The 15,490-nt window shown below is 73.6% G+C and carries 16 protein-coding genes; 7 read left to right on the top strand and 9 right to left on the bottom strand.

What is annotated here, in order from left to right:
* Positions 1 to 75: 75 nt before the first annotated feature.
* A complete protein-coding gene (locus ACTFAP_RS05620; RefSeq protein WP_400009248.1) occupies positions 76 to 1,050 on the bottom strand; it encodes a carbohydrate kinase family protein in 975 nt (324 codons plus the stop codon).
* Between the two features lie 117 nt (positions 1,051 to 1,167).
* Between ACTFAP_RS05620 and ACTFAP_RS05625 the strand changes: the two genes are divergently transcribed.
* Positions 1,168 to 2,742: a hypothetical protein gene (locus tag ACTFAP_RS05625; RefSeq protein ID WP_500468363.1), complete on the top strand. Its 1,575-nt coding sequence runs from the start codon at positions 1,168 to 1,170 to the stop codon at positions 2,740 to 2,742.
* Positions 2,743 to 2,833: 91 nt separating this feature from the next.
* On the opposite strand, the gene ACTFAP_RS05630 is transcribed toward ACTFAP_RS05625, so the two are convergent.
* Positions 2,834 to 3,187 (bottom strand): HesB/IscA family protein, encoded by a 354-nt coding sequence (locus ACTFAP_RS05630; RefSeq protein WP_030734546.1) that lies wholly within the window; start codon positions 3,185 to 3,187, stop codon positions 2,834 to 2,836.
* A gap of 241 nt (positions 3,188 to 3,428) precedes the next feature.
* On the opposite strand from ACTFAP_RS05630, the gene nadA reads away from it, so the two are divergent.
* The gene (nadA, locus tag ACTFAP_RS05635) at positions 3,429 to 4,619 is read left to right on the top strand and encodes a quinolinate synthase NadA (protein ID WP_400009250.1); all 1,191 of its coding nucleotides are present in this window, start codon (positions 3,429 to 3,431) and stop codon (positions 4,617 to 4,619) included.
* A 49-nt stretch (positions 4,620 to 4,668) separates the two neighbouring features.
* Here nadA and ACTFAP_RS05640 read toward each other — a convergent pair whose 3' ends face one another.
* The 4 genes from ACTFAP_RS05640 to ACTFAP_RS05655 form a co-directional block, all read right to left on the bottom strand.
* Positions 4,669 to 5,346: a response regulator gene (locus tag ACTFAP_RS05640; protein WP_500468364.1), complete on the bottom strand. Its 678-nt coding sequence runs from the start codon at positions 5,344 to 5,346 to the stop codon at positions 4,669 to 4,671.
* A gap of 12 nt (positions 5,347 to 5,358) precedes the next feature.
* A complete protein-coding gene (locus ACTFAP_RS05645; protein WP_500468365.1) occupies positions 5,359 to 6,678 on the bottom strand; it encodes a sensor histidine kinase in 1,320 nt (439 codons plus the stop codon).
* 133 nt (positions 6,679 to 6,811) lie between these two features.
* Entirely contained in the window at positions 6,812 to 7,090 is a 279-nt protein-coding gene (gene pspAA / locus ACTFAP_RS05650; protein ID WP_019433754.1) for a PspA-associated protein PspAA, read from the bottom strand.
* 46 nt (positions 7,091 to 7,136) lie between these two features.
* Positions 7,137 to 7,919 carry a PspA/IM30 family protein gene (locus ACTFAP_RS05655; RefSeq protein WP_386539522.1) on the bottom strand — a complete coding sequence of 261 codons (783 nt, stop codon included), beginning with the start codon at positions 7,917 to 7,919 and terminating at the stop codon, positions 7,137 to 7,139.
* 247 nt (positions 7,920 to 8,166) lie between these two features.
* Between ACTFAP_RS05655 and ACTFAP_RS05660 the strand changes: the two genes are divergently transcribed.
* Together ACTFAP_RS05660 and ACTFAP_RS05665 are read left to right on the top strand one after the other, a co-directional pair.
* A complete protein-coding gene (locus ACTFAP_RS05660; RefSeq protein WP_390124829.1) occupies positions 8,167 to 8,757 on the top strand; it encodes a DUF3043 domain-containing protein in 591 nt (196 codons plus the stop codon).
* 83 nt (positions 8,758 to 8,840) lie between these two features.
* Positions 8,841 to 9,899 carry a trypsin-like peptidase domain-containing protein gene (locus ACTFAP_RS05665; protein WP_495683668.1) on the top strand — a complete coding sequence of 353 codons (1,059 nt, stop codon included), beginning with the start codon at positions 8,841 to 8,843 and terminating at the stop codon, positions 9,897 to 9,899.
* 49 nt (positions 9,900 to 9,948) lie between these two features.
* On the opposite strand, the gene ACTFAP_RS05670 is transcribed toward ACTFAP_RS05665, so the two are convergent.
* Together ACTFAP_RS05670 and ACTFAP_RS05675 are read right to left on the bottom strand one after the other, a co-directional pair.
* Positions 9,949 to 10,719, bottom strand: a complete 771-nt coding sequence (locus ACTFAP_RS05670) for a S1 family peptidase (RefSeq protein ID WP_500468366.1) — start codon at positions 10,717 to 10,719, stop codon at positions 9,949 to 9,951.
* A gap of 256 nt (positions 10,720 to 10,975) precedes the next feature.
* Positions 10,976 to 11,191 (bottom strand): hypothetical protein, encoded by a 216-nt coding sequence (locus ACTFAP_RS05675; protein WP_030734562.1) that lies wholly within the window; start codon positions 11,189 to 11,191, stop codon positions 10,976 to 10,978.
* A gap of 160 nt (positions 11,192 to 11,351) precedes the next feature.
* Here ACTFAP_RS05675 and ACTFAP_RS05680 point away from each other — a divergent pair, with 160 nt between their 5' ends.
* The gene (locus ACTFAP_RS05680; RefSeq protein ID WP_500468367.1) at positions 11,352 to 12,548 is read left to right on the top strand and encodes a bifunctional adenosylcobinamide kinase/adenosylcobinamide-phosphate guanylyltransferase; all 1,197 of its coding nucleotides are present in this window, start codon (positions 11,352 to 11,354) and stop codon (positions 12,546 to 12,548) included.
* A gap of 103 nt (positions 12,549 to 12,651) precedes the next feature.
* Positions 12,652 to 13,770 (top strand): nicotinate-nucleotide--dimethylbenzimidazole phosphoribosyltransferase, encoded by a 1,119-nt coding sequence (locus ACTFAP_RS05685; RefSeq protein WP_500468368.1) that lies wholly within the window; start codon positions 12,652 to 12,654, stop codon positions 13,768 to 13,770.
* Positions 13,771 to 13,857: 87 nt separating this feature from the next.
* Here the strand turns inward: ACTFAP_RS05685 and ACTFAP_RS05690 are convergent, their stop codons facing one another.
* Positions 13,858 to 14,646 carry a hypothetical protein gene (locus tag ACTFAP_RS05690; RefSeq protein ID WP_495683672.1) on the bottom strand — a complete coding sequence of 263 codons (789 nt, stop codon included), beginning with the start codon at positions 14,644 to 14,646 and terminating at the stop codon, positions 13,858 to 13,860.
* A 34-nt stretch (positions 14,647 to 14,680) separates the two neighbouring features.
* On the opposite strand from ACTFAP_RS05690, the gene ACTFAP_RS05695 reads away from it, so the two are divergent.
* Positions 14,681 to 15,475, top strand: a complete 795-nt coding sequence (locus tag ACTFAP_RS05695; protein ID WP_495683673.1) for an adenosylcobinamide-GDP ribazoletransferase — start codon at positions 14,681 to 14,683, stop codon at positions 15,473 to 15,475.
* The last annotated feature ends 15 nt before the right edge of the window (positions 15,476 to 15,490 follow it).

Genomic DNA, 15,490 nt, shown 5'->3' on the forward strand with positions numbered 1-15,490 from the left:
GGGCCGGGCCGAGTGTTCGGGGCGGGGCGCACGCCGCCCCGCCCGCCCCGCGCCCGGTGCCGGACGCGGCACCGCCTAGAGCAGGTGCTCGCGGACCTCGGCCGCCGCGTCCGCGCCGTACGCCTTGGTGAAGCGCTCCATGAAGGCGCCCCGGCGCAGCGTGTACTCCTGGGTGCCAACCGTCTCAATCACCAGCGTGGCCAGCATGCAGCCCACCTGGGCGGACCGCTCCAGCGAGGCGCCCCAGGCCAGCCCGGCCAGGAACCCGGCGCGGAAGGCGTCGCCGACGCCGGTCGGGTCGGTCTTGGACTCCTCCTCGGCGCAGCCGACGAAGATCGTCTCCTCGCCCGCCCGGTCGATCCGCACCCCGCGCGCGCCCAGCGTAGTGACCTGGGTGCCGACCTTGCTCAGCACCTCCTCCGCCGACCAGCCGGTCTTGGTCTCGATGAGGGCCTTCTCGTACTCGTTGTTGAAGAGGTAGGCGGCGCCCTCGGTGAGGTTCTTGATGTCCTCGCCGTCCATCCGCGCCAGCTGCTGCGAGTAGTCGGCGGCGAACGGGATGCCCCGGGTGCGGCACTCCTCGGTGTGCCGCATCATCGCCTCGGGGTCATCGGCCCCGATGTGCACCAGGTCCAGCTCACCGACGCGGGCGGCGATCGCGGCCAGCTCGATCAGCCGGGCCTCGCTCATGGCGCCCGTGTAGAAGGAGCCGATCTGGTTGTGGTCGGCATCCGTCGTGCACACGAAACGGGCGGTGTGCAGCACCTCGGAGATCCGTACGGCGGAGGTGTCCACGCCGTGCCGGTCCAGCCAGGCCCGGTACTCCTCGAAGTCCTCACCGGCCGCACCCACGAGGATCGGGCGGGCGCCGAGCTGCCCCATCCCGAAGCAGATGTTGGCGCCGACCCCACCGCGGCGCACCTCCAGGGCGTCGACGAGGAAGGAGAGCGAGACGGTGTGCAGCTGATCCCCCACCAACTGGTCGGCGAACCGGCCGGGGAAGGTCATCAGATGGTCATGGGCGATGGAGCCGGAGACGGCGATGCGCACGGTGGACTGCTCCCGGGGAGGCACGGATATCGGCCCGACCAGGCTACCGGTGGCCCCAGGAACCCGGCGCGGGGTCGTTCCGTCCCAGTGGTAAGAGCCCATGGAAGGAGCTTGGCCGTGACGGAAGAGTCGGACGAGACAGAAGTGCTCACCCCGGCGCAGGAGCCACCCCGCAGGGAACGCTCCCGCTGGCTGACCGTCACCGCGGGAGCCCTGGGCGTCGCCCTGCTGACGGGCGGCCTCTTCGGCGCGCAGGCGGTGTTCGGCGGCGGAGACGGGTCGGACGGGGCCGCGGGTCCGGCGGTGACCGACCCCGGGTCGAGCGCCCGGGCGGAAGGGACCGCCGACTGGCCGGGCGGGTACTGGGGCACGGAGCTGGTAGCCACCGGGCCGCTGCCGGAGGGCCCGGGAAGCGCGGCGGTGTACGGATTCGCGGAGGGGATCGGCGAGGAACGGGTGGCCGAGCTGGCCGCGGCGCTGGGGGTGGAGGGGGAGCCCCGGCTCAGCGAAGGCCACTGGTGGCACGTCGCCGGGCCGGACGCGAACGGCGCCTATCTCTCGGCGACCGAGGAGGCGGGTCAGTGGTTCTACTCGGCCGAATCCGGGGTCGGCGCGTACACGACGGTGGGGCCCGGCGATCCGGATGACCCGCACACCTCGGTGAGCAGCGACGCCGTACCCGCGCAGCCCATGGGGCCCGCGCTGTCCACGGAGGAGGCGCTGGCGGCCGCCGCGCCGCTGCTGGACCTGCTGGGCCTTGAGGACGCTCCGGTGGAGGAGCTGGAGTACCACGACGGGAACCGCACGCTGCTGTTCCCCCGCATGGTGGACGGTCTGCGGGCTCACGGTCTGGAGACCGAGATCGCGGTCTCCCCGCAGGGCACGATCGTCCGCGCCTCCGGATCGGTCGGGGAGCCGGTGGTGGAGCGGGAGCGGGAGATGCTCGGCGCCCAGGAGACGCTGGACGCGCGCAACGCGACCGACGCGGGCCCGGTGGCCCGCGTGGAGCCGGGCTTCGTGGACTGTCTGACGCTGTTGCCCGAGGACATGCCGCACATCGACGGCGACCCGGAGGGCGAGTCCGCCGGGGCGACCGTCGCGGAGTGCGAGCCGGTGCCGCTGCCGGAGCCGGTCGAGGTGCCCGAGCCGGTCGTCGAGCGGTTGGAGGTGACCGGTGCGGAGCAGATCCTGATGCTGTGGTGGGAGAACGACGTCACCCCGGCCACGCTGGTGCCGGCCTGGTCCTACACCCTGAGCGGCGGCGACGGGTTCGACAGCACCGTCCAGTACCCGGCGGTGGAGTACGACGGGATCCCGGACGGCTCGTACCCCGACTCCGGCTCCGGCTCCTCCAGCGGGTCGGCCGAGCCGGCGCATCCCGGGGACGGCGGCGCGACCGGTGGGTCGGACGGCGGGGAGGAGCCCGGGTACACCGGGACCTCCGTCGAGTCCTACGACCCGCAGGACACCGCGCTCGAGCTGACCTACTGGACCGGGGTGTGCGCCGAGTACCGCCTGGTCGCCGAGGAGTCGGCGGACGAGGTGCGGGTGCTGGTCGAGGAGGTGCCGGGGGAGCCGTACGAGGCGTGCATCCTGGTGGCCGAGGAGCAGACCGGTGAGCTGACGCTGGACTCCCCCATCGGCGACCGGACGCTGGTCGACGAGTGGGGTCAGGAGATCCCGGTGAGCTGAGCGGCACCGCACCGCAGGCCGTGGCACGGCGAAGGGCGGCGGCCCCGTGAGGGGGGCCGCCGCCCTTGGCGCGCGTGCTGCGGTGTGCGACTCAGTTGAAGGAGTCGCCGCAGGCGCAGGAGCCGGTGGCGTTGGGGTTGTCGATGGTGAAGCCCTGCTTCTCGATGGTGTCGACGAAGTCGATGGAGGCGCCGCCCAGGTACGGGGCGCTCATCCGGTCGGTGACGACCTTGACGCCGTCGAAGTCCTTGACGACGTCGCCGTCGAGCGAACGCTCGTCGAAGAAGAGCTGGTAGCGCAGCCCGGAGCAGCCGCCCGGCTGGACCGCCACGCGCAGTGCGAGGTCTTCCCGGCCTTCCTGCTCCAGCAGGCTCTTGACCTTGGCCGCGGCCGCGTCGGAAAGGATGATGCCGTCGCTCACAACGGTCTGGTCCGATACGGACATCTGCTTCTCTCCCGGGTAGTACGGAATCCTCTGCCGGCTGCTCCAACAGAAAGCCCTACGGAATCATTCCGGTTCTGGGCGGGTGTTTTTCCCTTCTTCCCATGCTCGCACACCCCCGGGGACCCGAAACCGGGGATGCGTCACATTGACGCTTTCACCGTCGTCAAACTGACGCGAAGCGGCTATCATCCATAACGTCAGTTAGACGAAAAGGCGTGGACGCGCCGGAAAGGGTTGGGCCGTGAACACCGCCCCGAGCACCGCCGATCCCCTGGATGTCCAGCCCTCTCCCCTGGCACTCCTGCTGCTGGGCCGCGAGGCCGACGCCGCCAGCGAGCGCGGCGTGGACTGCCCCGGCGACCTCCCCTCCCCCTCGGACCCGGACCTGGTCGCCCGCGCCCGCGCCGCCAAGGAGCGGCTGGGCGAACGCGTCTTCGTCCTGGGCCACCACTACCAGCGCGACGAGGTCATCCAGTTCGCCGACGTCACCGGCGACTCCTTCAAACTCGCCCGTGACGCCGCGGCCCGCCCCGACGCCGAGTACATCGTCTTCTGCGGCGTGCACTTCATGGCCGAGTCCGCCGACATCCTCACCACCGACGACCAGCGGGTCATCCTGCCCGACCTGGCCGCCGGCTGCTCCATGGCCGACATGGCCACCGCCGAGCAGGTGGCCGAGGCCTGGGACGTCCTCACCGAGGCCGGGGTCGCCGAGCGGACCGTGCCCGTCTCGTACATGAACTCCTCCGCCGACATCAAGGCCTTCACCGGCCGGCACGGCGGCACCATCTGCACCTCCTCCAACGCCGAGCGCGCCCTGCGCTGGGCCTTCGGGCAGGGCGAGAAGGTGCTCTTCCTCCCCGACCAGCACCTGGGCCGCAACACCGCCGTGCGCGACCTGGGCCTGTCCCTGGAGGACTGCGTCGTCTACAACCCGCACAAGCCGAACGGCGGGCTCACCGCCCAGCAGCTGCGCGACGCGAAGATGATCCTGTGGCGCGGCCACTGCTCGGTGCACGGCCGGTTCTCGCTGGAGTCGGTGGAGGACGTACGGGCCCGGGTTCCCGGCGTCAACGTCCTGGTGCACCCCGAGTGCCGGCACGAGGTGGTGGCCGCCGCCGACTACGTCGGATCGACCGAGTACATCATCAACACCCTGGACGCGGCCCCGGCCGGCTCCAAGTGGGCGATCGGCACCGAGCTGAACCTGGTCCGCCGGCTGGCGAATCGTTACGCCGCCGAGGGCAAGGAGATCGTCTTCCTCGACCGGACCGTCTGCTTCTGCTCCACCATGAACCGCATCGACCTGCCCCACCTGGTGTGGACGCTGGAGGCGCTGGCCGAGGGACGCACCGTCAACCGCATCACGGTCGACCCGCAGACCGAGAAGTACGCCAAGCTGGCCCTGGAGCAGATGCTCGCTCTCCCCTGACCCGCAGGACACCAGGGGGCCCCGCACGGGGCCCCCGGTGCCCCGGCCCTCAGCCGGGGAAGCGGGGCCGCACCAGACCCGTCTCGTACGCGGTCATCACCAGCTGGGCCCGGTCCCGGGCCGCCAGCTTGGTCAGCAGCCGGTTGATGTGGGTCTTCACCGTCAGCGGGCTCACCTCGAAGCGGGCCGCGATCTCGTCGTTGGACAGCCCGCCCGCCACCTCCACCAGCACCTCGCGCTCGCGGGCGGTCAGCACCTGGAGGTCGGCCGCCGCGCCACCACCGGCCGCGCCGTGGTCCCCGGTGGCCAGGAAGCGGGTGATCAGCAAGCGCGTCGCGGCCGGTGACAGCAGCGCCTCCCCGGCCGCCACCAGCCGGATCGCCGACAGCAGCTCGCCCGGCTCGGCCCCCTTGCCCAGGAACCCGGACGCGCCGGCCCGCAGCGACTCCACCACGTAGTCGTCCGACTCGAAGGTGGTCAGAATGACCACCCGCACCCCGCTCAGCGCCGGGTCGGCGCTGATCTCCCGGGTCGCGGCGAGCCCGTCGAGCCCGGGCATCCGGATGTCCATCAGCACCACATCGGCGCCCCGCTCACGCACCAGCGCCAGCGCCGCGGCGCCGTCCGACGCCTCCCCGGTGACCGTCATGTCGGGCTCGGACTCCACCAGCACCCGGAACGCGCTGCGCAGCAGCGCCTGGTCATCGGCCAGGATCACCCGGATCATGCCCACACCCTCTCAGCCACACGGACGCACCCAGCCACGGTCGGCGGCCTCCGACCGCTCCACGGCGGGGCCGCCCGGCGAACGCAGCGGCAGCACCACCCGTACCCGGAACCCGCCGCCGGGCACCTGCCCGGTCTCGCAGCTGCCGCCGAGCGCGGCGGCACGCTCGCGCATGCCCGTCAGTCCGTGACCGCCACCGGCGTCCGGGGCGCGCGGCGGCGCGGGGGCGCCGCCGCGCCCATCATCCAGCACCATCACCTCAAGGCGCGCGGAGTCCCCCCGCCCCGAGCGGGAGATCCGCACCCGGGCCTTGGCGTCCGGCCCGGCGTGTTTGTGCACATTGGTGAGCGCCTCCTGGACCACCCGGTAGGCGGCCAGGTCCACGGCGGCGGGCAGCGGCCGTTCCTCCTCGCCGTCCCCGCACTCGACGGCCACCGCCATCCCGGCGCGGCTGAAGCCGTCGACGAGGTCACCGAGCACCGCCAGGCCCTTGGTGGGCTCGGTGGGGGCGACCGGGTCGTCGCGGTGCCGCAGCAGCCCGACCGTGGTCTGTAGCTCGCTCAGCGCCTGCCGGCTGGCCAGACGTACCTGGGCGAGCGCCTCCTTGGCCTGGTCGGGGCGGCTGTCCATGACATGGGAGGCGACCCCGGCCTGCACATTGACCAGGGCGATGTGGTGGGCGACGACGTCGTGGAGTTCGCGGGCGATCCGCAGCCGCTCCTCGGCGACCCGGCGGCGCGCCTCCTCCTCGCGGGTGGCCTCGGCACGCTCGGCCCGCTCGCGTATCGCGTTGACGGCGGCCCGCCGGTGGCGCACGGCGTCACCCGCCAGACCGGCCAGCGCGGTCCAGGCGATGATGCCGAGGTTCTCCGAGGTGTACCAGGGCTGGGCGCCCAGCAGCATGCCGGCCACCGTGATCAGGGCCAGCGTGCAGGTGCCCACCCGCAGTGTGGTGGGGCGGTCGGTGGAGGCGGCCAGGGTGAACAGGGCCACCGCCACCATGCCCATCATCGAGGTGTGCCGCTCGCCGGGCGGGTGCGAGAACGTGCCCATGATCAGCTCGACGAGCGTCAGCACGATGGTGGCGCACAGCACGGGGGCCGGATGGCGGCGGCGCAGCACCAGCGCGCCCGCGCCAAGCAGCGCGGTGACGACGGTGTGGGCGGGCAGCGGGCGCTGGCCGAAGCCGTCGCTGCCGCCGGGGTGCTTGTTGATCGTGACCGAGATGACGAGCACGATCAGCAGCGTCACCGAGGCCACCAGCGCGTCCACGACCAGCGGATGCAGCAGCCAGGGCCGCGGGCGGGCGGGGGTGCCGGGGTGAGCAGTCACTGTGCCAGGGTACGAGCAGGGGCCGTCCTGCGGCACCGGCCGCGTACGCCGCGGCGTGACACGGCCGGTGGGACGGCACGTCGGGGCCGGTCCGGGGCCAGACCGGGATCGGACCGGCCCACAGGGGGACCGGTCAGTCCGGGATGAGGCCGTCGTCGGTGAGCATCGCGCGGACCTCGTCGATGCTCGCGTCCGGCGGGGGAAGCAGCAGATCGGACGGTTCGAGCGCGTCGGCGTCCAGCGGCGTGCCCATGCCCCGGACGGCGTCCAGCAGCGCGGTCAGCGTCCGCCGGAATCCCTCCTCGTCATGGGCCTCGACCTCGGCCGTCAGCTCGTCGTCGAGTTCATTGAGCTTGGGGAAGTGGCTGTCATCCAGCTTCACCTGCCCCTCACCCATGATCCGTACGATCACACCGCTCTCCTTGCCCCTGTGGGTGTTCTTCAGCGCGGACAGGCTGTCACTGCTTGTCGAACCGGGGGGACTCCTGCTGGTCGCCCCGCGTGGCGGAGCCGTTGCCGCCCTCGATCGCGGTCCGGCCGCCGCTGCTGCCGCCGGACAGCTCGGCCTTCATCCGCTCCAGCTCCAGCTCCACGTCGGAGTTGGAGGAGATGCGGTCCAGCTCGGCCGTCAGGTCGTCCTTGGAGGTCCCGGTCGGGTCGTCCAGGGCGCCGGAGGCCAGCAGCTCGTCGATGGCGCCGGAGCGGGCCTGGAGCTGCGCGGTCTTGTCCTCGGCGCGCTGGATCGCGAGGCCGACGTCGCCCATCTCCTCGGAGATGCCGGAGAACGCCTCGCCGATCTGGGTCTGCGCCTGGGCCGCGGTGTAGGTGGCCTTGATGGTCTCCTTCTTGGTGCGGAAGGCGTCCACCTTGGCCTGCAGCCGCTGGGCGGCCAGGGTCAGCTTGTTCTCCTCGGCCTGGAGCGTCTCGTGCTGCGTCTGCAGGTCGGAGACCTGCTGCTGGAGCGCGGAGCGCCGGGTCAGGGCCTCGCGGGCGAGGTCCTCACGGCCCAGGGCCAGGGCCTTCTTGCCCTGCTCCTCCAGCTTGGAGGACTGGCCGTTCAGCTGGTTCAGCTGGAGCTCAAGACGTTTGCGGGAGGTCGCCACGTCGGCGACCCCGCGGCGTACCTTCTGGAGCAGCTCCAGCTGCTTCTGGTACGAGTAATCGAGCGTCTCGCGCGGGTCCTCGGCCCGGTCCAGGGCCTTGTTGGCTTTCGCGCGGAAGATCATCCCCATCCGCTTCATCAAACCACTCATCGGCCTGGGCGCCCCCTTCGTGACGGACTCGGACCTAAAGACCATTCTCCTGCTTGATCCCCTAGCCTACGGGGCGCTCTCCCATTAGCGCACTGTCCGGCCCGGAATCGGGTCATCCCGCAGGAGGATCGATACCGGACCGAGTCCGGCGCAGGGTGGAGGGGCGACCCTGGCTGATACCGGGGTTGCCGCAGGGGGCTCACGGTTCCCGGGGCTCACCCCGTACCCTTGAGGTGTGTTCCGAAGCCGTGCGAAAGAAGAGCAGGCCCCCGCGACGGTGGCCGAGCCGCAGATCCGTGACGCCCAGGCGCCCAAGGGGCGGCCCACCCCCAAGCGCAGCGAGGCGGAGGCCCTGCGGCGTGCCGTCGTGAAGCCGCCGGCTTCCCGCAAGGAGGCCGCCAAGCGGCAGCGTGACGCCCGCAAGGTGGCGCTGGCCAAGCAGCGCGAGGCGCTGCTGAGCGGTGACGAGCGGCATCTGCCGCTGCGTGACCGCGGCCCGGTGCGCCGCTTCGCGCGGGACTTCACCGACAGCAAGTGGCATGTGGCGGAGTACTTCCTGCCCATCGCCGTGGTGATCCTGGTCCTCAGCATGATCCCGTCGGCGGCGCCGATCGCGATGCTGCTGTGGCTCGGTGTCATCCTCATGATCGTGATGGACTCGGTGGTGTCCTCGCGGCGCTTGAAGAAGGAACTCAAGGAGCACTACCCGAACGAGAGCCACCGCGGCGCGCGTGCGTACGCCCTGATGCGTACCCTCCAGCTGCGCCGGATGCGGCTGCCGAAGCCGCAGATCAAGCGGGGCGAGGCGCCCCGTACCGGCCGCTGAGCCGTTCGTTTCCCCCACACGCCCCCGGAATGGCGTAGCGCATATGCGCCGCCCCGGGGGCGTGCGCGGTCACAATCCGCAGTATGACGCCGATCCCCGGTCCTTCAGCGCTCCCCCTCCGCCGTCCCCTCCGCGCGCTGGCCGCGCTCGGCGCCCTGTGCGCGCTGCTGGCCGGCTGCACCCGGTCGGACGGTGCGGCGCCGGCCGCCGACACCGTGCCGCGGGCCGACGCGGGGGCGCTGGAGGACGCGTACCAGCAGGTGGTGTCGGACGTGCTGCCCTCGGTCGTGCAGATCACCACGCGGGACGGGCTGGGCTCGGGGATCATCTACGACGGCGACGGGCACATCGTCACCAACGCCCATGTGGTGGGTGAGGAGAAGGAGTTCGAGGTGCTGCTGGCGGACCAGCAGCAGCCGCTGCCGGCCACCCTGGTGGCCACCTACGCCCCGCAGGACCTGGCCGTCATCGTGCTGGACGACAAGCCGGACCGGCTGCGGCCCGCGACGTTCGGGGACAGCGGGCGGGTGGAGGTGGGGCAGATCGTGCTGGCGATGGGCAACCCGCTGGGGTTGTCCTCCAGCGTCACCCAGGGCATCGTCTCGGCCGTGGGCCGCTCGGTGAGCGAGGGCGAGGGCCAGGCGACACTCGGCGACCTGGTGCAGACCTCGGCGGCCATCAACCCGGGCAACAGCGGGGGCGCGCTGGTCAATCTCCAGGGTGAGGTGGTCGGCATCCCCACGCTGGCGGCGCGCGATCCGCAGCTGGGCGGGGGCCAGGCGCCGGGGATCGGGTTCGCGATCCCCTCCCGCACGGTGACCGATCTGGCCGACCAGATGATCGAGGACGGGGAGGTGACCCGGTCGGGGCGGGCGGCGCTGGGGGTGACGGTGCGGACCATTCTGGGCGACGGGTTCCAGCCGATCGGGGCGGCCGTGGTGGACCTGACGGAGAACGGCCCGGCGGCGGACGCGGGGCTGCGGGCCGGTGATGTGCTGGTGCGGCTCGGCGACGAGGCGGTGACCGATGTGGTGACGCTGTCGGAGGCGCTGGCGGCGTACCAGCCGGGTGACGAGGTGGCGGTGGGGTATCTGCGCAACGGCGACCGGCACGACACGAAGGTGACGCTGGGCGAGGTGTGAAGGGGCGGGCGGCGTAGGGGGCCGGGCGGGGTCCCGTACGCCGGTCCGGTCAGCCGGCGTGCAGGACGCCCGTGATCCACCGCGCGTGGTGCGGGACGCTGACGTGCACGCCGTGGTGGACGCCGCACTCCTCGGACGTGCCGCGGGGTGCGAGGTCGCGGGAGACGACGGCGGTCAGCTGCCGGCGGCCGTCGGCGTCGTGGCGCAGGACGGGGGCGCCGGAGTCGCCGTAGCAGGTGCCGTCGGCCGGGTCGGGGCTGACGCAGAGGTCCCCGTCGGTGAGGTCGTGGGGCCCGCCGGTGCGGCATGCGGCGTCCGGGATCACCTCGGTGTCCAGCTGGTGCAGTGCGGCCGGTGGGGCGGGGTCGGATCTGGACAGGAGGCCCCAGCCGAGGGCCCGGACGCGGTCGCCGGGCCGGGCGGGGGTGTCCGCGATCTCGACGGGCTCCCGGTCCACCGCCCGGTCCAGCCGGAGCAGGGCGAGGTCCGCGTGCCAGGACTCCGGTGGCGCGTGGCCGGGGTGGACGTGGACCTCGGAGACGCCGGCCACGGCGCCGCCGGTGGTGCGGTCCCGGGAGCCCACCCGCACCGAGAGCAGGGCGGGGTCCAGGATGGCGCCGCCGTCGGCCACGCAGTGCGCGGCGGTCAGGACCCACCGCTCGTGGATCAGGGATCCGCCGCAGCGGAAGGCGGGCTCGCCGTTGCCGCGCAGGGCGGCGACGGCGGTGACGAAGGGGTGGTTCCCGGTCGCCCTCTCGCCTCCGACGATGGCCCGGGCCGCCGCCGGGAGGACGGCGAGTACGCCGGCGGCGACGGTCACCGCGACCGCTCTCCCGGCGCGGATCCGGCGTCGGCCGGCGGTGTCCGGTGGGTGCGTCATCGAGGTGTTCGCCCGCTCTCGTCGCTCACCCGCGCCCCGTGCGGAGGGGCGGGAGACCGGCGGTCGCCCGTCCCTCCGTGGCGCGTGGGGCCATCGTGGCGTACGAGGCGGGGATATTCGGGTGCGACAAGCCGAACACCCGATGATCCGGCCCCGGCTGACGGGGCGCCGGTTCGCCGCCCGGGCCGCCCCGGGGTCAGCTGTCGTCCGCCGCCTCGTGCAGGCTCATCGGCCCGTACACCTTGCTGCCGTCCTCCAGCAGCGTCACCTGGTCCACACCCTCCGCCAGCAAGTCCTTCCAGATCTCGCCGATCCAGCTCTCCGCATCCCCCTGCGTACCGAAGTCACCCGGGTCGGAGCCGACCGGGGCCACCGAACCGTCCGCCTTCTCGAACCGCCACACCCACGCCATGGACGCCTCCGCTTCTGCCGCTTCCGCTGCTGCTACAAGTCCGATCTCGGTATGTACTGCCCGCACGCCGCTCCGGCTACCGCTGATCGCAGACTAGATCACCCCCCACCCACGCGCGGCTGCGACAGCGGACGCGATCGGATGGCGAGAGGATCAGCACGTGGACGTCACCTTGCTCGGCACCGGCGCACCCGCCGGTCTCCCCCGCCCCGGCTGCCCGTGCGCCTCCTGCGCCCGGGCGCTGGGCCCCGACGCGCGCAACGCGACCGCGCTGCTGATCGACGGGGTCCTGCTGCTCGACCTCACCCCGGGACCGGCCCTGGCCGCCGCCCGCGCCGGGCGGACGCTGCACGGCGTACGGCAGGTGCTGCTCACCCACCCGCACACCTCCCCCGGCGTGGAGGTGCCGGCCGACCTGCCCGCCCCGGTGCGCGTCCCGGACGGCAAGGAACTGGCCCTGATCAGCGGGCACCGGGTCCGCGCGCTGGCGCTCGACGTTCCCGGCACCGGCTACGCCGTGACCGGCCCCGACGGCAGCCGGCTGCTGTACCTGCCGCCCGGCGCCGCCCCCGCCGGGCTGCCGGCCGACGGGCCCGCGTACGACATGTGCCTGCTGGACGTCATCGGCCGCCCCGGGGCGCTGGCCCGGCTGCGGGCGGCGGGCGCGGTGACCTGGACCACCGATGTGCTGGCCGTGCACCTGGACCACGACGTACCGCCCGGCGCCGAACCGCGCCGCCGGCTTGCGGCGGCCGGCGCCCGGCTGGAACCGGACGGCACCACCCTGACCGTCGGGGACTTCCGCGACGTGCCCGAGCCACCGCGCCGGACCCTGGTCCTGGGCGGCGCGCGGTCGGGCAAGTCCGCCGAGGCGGAACGGCGGCTGGCCGCGTACCCCGATGTCGTCTACGTGGCCACCGGCGGGCAGCGGCCCGCCGACCCCGAGTGGCAGCACCGCATCGCCGCCCACCGCGAGCGGCGCCCCGGCGGCTGGAGCACGAGGGAGACCTGCGACCTGGTCCCGCTGCTCCGCGCGCACGACGGGCCGCCGCTGCTGATCGACTGTCTGGCGCTGTGGCTGACCGACGTCATGGACCGGGCCCACGCCTGGGAGGCGGCGGACTCCGGGGAGTTGCCCGAGGTCGCCGGGCGCACCGCGGAGCTGGCCGAGGCGCTGCGGACCACCGGGCGCACGGTGGTGCTGGTTAGCAACGAGGTGGGCGCCGGCATAGTCCCGGCGACCCCGGCCGGCCGCCGCTTCCGCGACGAACTGGGCCGCCTCAACGCGGCGATCGCCGCCGAGTGCGAGCAGGTCCTGCTGGCGGTGGCGGGCACCGTGACCACGCTGCGGCCCTGACCGCCGGGCGCCACCCCGGCGCCGCGCGGCCGGCCGGGACCGGGTGGCCGGGGCCGCACCACGCGCCGCTGGGCTGCGGTGACGGACAGGTAGCCTCTACCCCATGAGCGACGGTGGTCTGACCCTTGATGCCTTCGGCGACCTCATCGAGCGGCCAAGTGCCAAGCTGCGGCGGGAGGCCGAGGACCGGCGCACCCGGATCGGGCTGCCGGCCCGGGCGCTCGGCCGACTGGACGACCTGGGCGGCTGGCTGGCCGCCGCCCAGGGACAGGTGCCGGTGCGGGCGATCGAATCGCCCAAGGCGGTGCTGTTCGCCGGCGACCACGGCATCGCCGAACTCGGTGTCTCGGCCCGCCCGGCCGGCAGCGCCGCGACCCTGGTGCGGGCCGCCCTGGACGGTACGAGCCCGGCGGCGATCCTCGCCCGGCGGGCCGGGGTTCCGCTGCGGATCGTGGACACCTCGCTGGACTGCCCGGTGGAGGAACTCCCCGAGGAGGTCACCCGGCACCGGGTACGGCGCGGCTCGGGCCGGCTCGACATCGAGAACGCGCTGACCCCCGAGGAGGCCGAAGCGGCCTTCCGCGCCGGGATGGCGGTCGCCGACGAGGAAGCCGACTCCGGCACCGACCTGCTGCTCCTGGGGGACATCTCGGTGGGCGGCACCACCCCCGCCGGAGTGCTGATCGCCGCCATGTGCGGCACCGACGCCTCGGTGGTCACCGGGCGCGGCGGGGTCCGCATCGACGACCTGGCGTGGATGCGCAAGTGCGCGGCCATCCGGGACGGGCTGCGCCGGGGCCGGCCGATCCTGGGCGACCAGCTTGCGCTGCTCGCGGCGGTGGCCGGGGCCGACCTGACGGCGATGACGGCCTTCCTGCTCCAGTGCGCGGTACGGCGTACCCCGGTGATCCTGGACGGCGTCGTCTCGACGGCGTGCGCGCTGGTGGCGCAGCGGATCGCGTTCCGCTCCCCCGACTGGTGGCTGGCCGGACAGGCGAGCGGGGAGCCCGGGCAGGCCAAGGCCCTGGACCGAATGGCGATGGACCCGCTGCTGGACCACGGCGTGACCGTGGGCGAGGGCACCGGAGCGCTCCTGGCCCTCCCCCTGGTCCGCGCGGCGGCCGACCTGGCGGCCGAACTCCCGGTCCTGCCCGAGCCGGCCCCGGAGGCCGGGCCCGCGCGGGACGACGCGGCGGAGACGGCGATCACCGAGGCCACGTAACCCACCCCGGGTGGGCGGGCCCTGACGGGGCGGGGGATCGCCGTGCGCCGTGCTCGCCCGCCCGCTGCCGGGCGGCGCGGGCCCGCGCTACGCGCCGCCCTCGCCACCACCGCCGCCGTCCCGCTTCTGGCGCTGTTCGTCGGTCGGGGTGCCGCCCAGCCAGTCCTCCGCCTTCTTGCTGGGGCCCGACCAGCGGGCGTCGTGCCGTTCGGCCCGGCGGGCGGCGCGGGCCGCCGTCTTCGGGCGGCGCCGGTACAGGCGGCGGGCCCAGGGCGAGGCGGGACGGGCCAGGCGGATCGCCCCGAACAGCGCGACCGGCGGAACCAGCACCCCCCACAGGGCCAGCCAGCGTTTGCCCTTGAGCAGCGTGATCAGCACCAGCCCGAAGTTGACCAGCACCGTCGCGATGGCGTTGCCGCGCGTGACCTCCTCCTCCGCCGAGACGTTGCGGACGTCCAGCGGCACGAACCCGGCCAGCAGCATCGTCACCAGGGCCGCCGTCACCACCACGAGTTCCACGCTCTGCCGGCCCTGCTCGCTCCAGTACACGTCGTGCAGATGCAGGATGAGCGCGAACTCGTCGAGCACCAGGCCCGCGCCGATCCCGAACAGCACCGCCACCACGTACGCCGTGATGCCCACCGCACCGGCCGCGATGCCGCCGAAGCCGCCGATGAGCATGAGGATCACGCCCGGCACCACGTGGTGGACATGGGTGCCGCCCGCGCCCGTCACATCGTGGAAGGGGCCGCGGCCGGCCCGGATCAGCCGGGTGATGGTGCGGGTGATGACGAAGGTGAGGATGAACGCGGCCAGCGCCAGCAGCAGCGGCAGCTTCCCCGGTTCGACGATGTTGCGGTACAGCCAGTGCCCCATGGCTCCTGAGCGTCCGGCGCTACGCTGCCGCCTCATGGATGCCACGCCGCCCGCACCCCCTTTGGACGCAGTGCGGCACGCTCTGCGGTTCGCCTTCGGCACGCTCACCGTGCTGCCGCTGGGCGGCACACCGCCCCGCTGGGACCGGGCCACCGCACGGGTGGGGATGCTGTGTGCCCCGGTGGCGGGTTTTGTCATCGGGCTGTGTGCCGCAGGCGCCGGCTGGGGGCTGTCGCGGCTCGGATTCGGGGTGTGGCTCGTGGCGGTCGGCACCGTCGCGGTGCCGGCCGTACTGAGCCGCGGGCTGCATCTGGACGGGCTCGCCGATGTCGCCGACGGGCTGGGCAGCGGGCGGCCCGCCGAGGGGGCGCTGGCCGTCATGAAGCGCTCGGACATCGGCCCGTTCGGCGTGGTCACGCTGCTGTTCGTGCTGCTCGCGCAGGTCGCCGCGTTCGCCCAGCTGTACGGGGCGGGGGAACGGTACGGGCTCGCCGCCGCCGTGCTGTGCGCCCTGGTCTCGCGCACCGCCCTCACCCTCGGCTGCCGGGCCGGGGTGCCCGCCGCCCGGGCGGACGGCCTGGGCGCGGTCGTCGCCGGAGCGGTGCCGCGCGGCGGCGCGTACGCCGTCGCCGGCTCCGTCGTGGCGCTCAGTACGCTCGTCGTCTGGCCGCTCGGCGGCTGCGCCGCTCTGCTCGGGCTGTGCGCCGCCGAGGGGTTGCTCGCCCGCTGCCGCCGGCGGCTGGGCGGCGTGACCGGCGATGTGCTGGGCGCGCTGGCCGAGACCGCCGGTACGGCCGCCCTGCTCGTGGCGACCCTGGGAGCAGGCTGACGGCGGCCCGGCGTA

The sequence above is a fragment of the Streptomyces sp. PH9007 genome, from assembly GCF_059813725.1.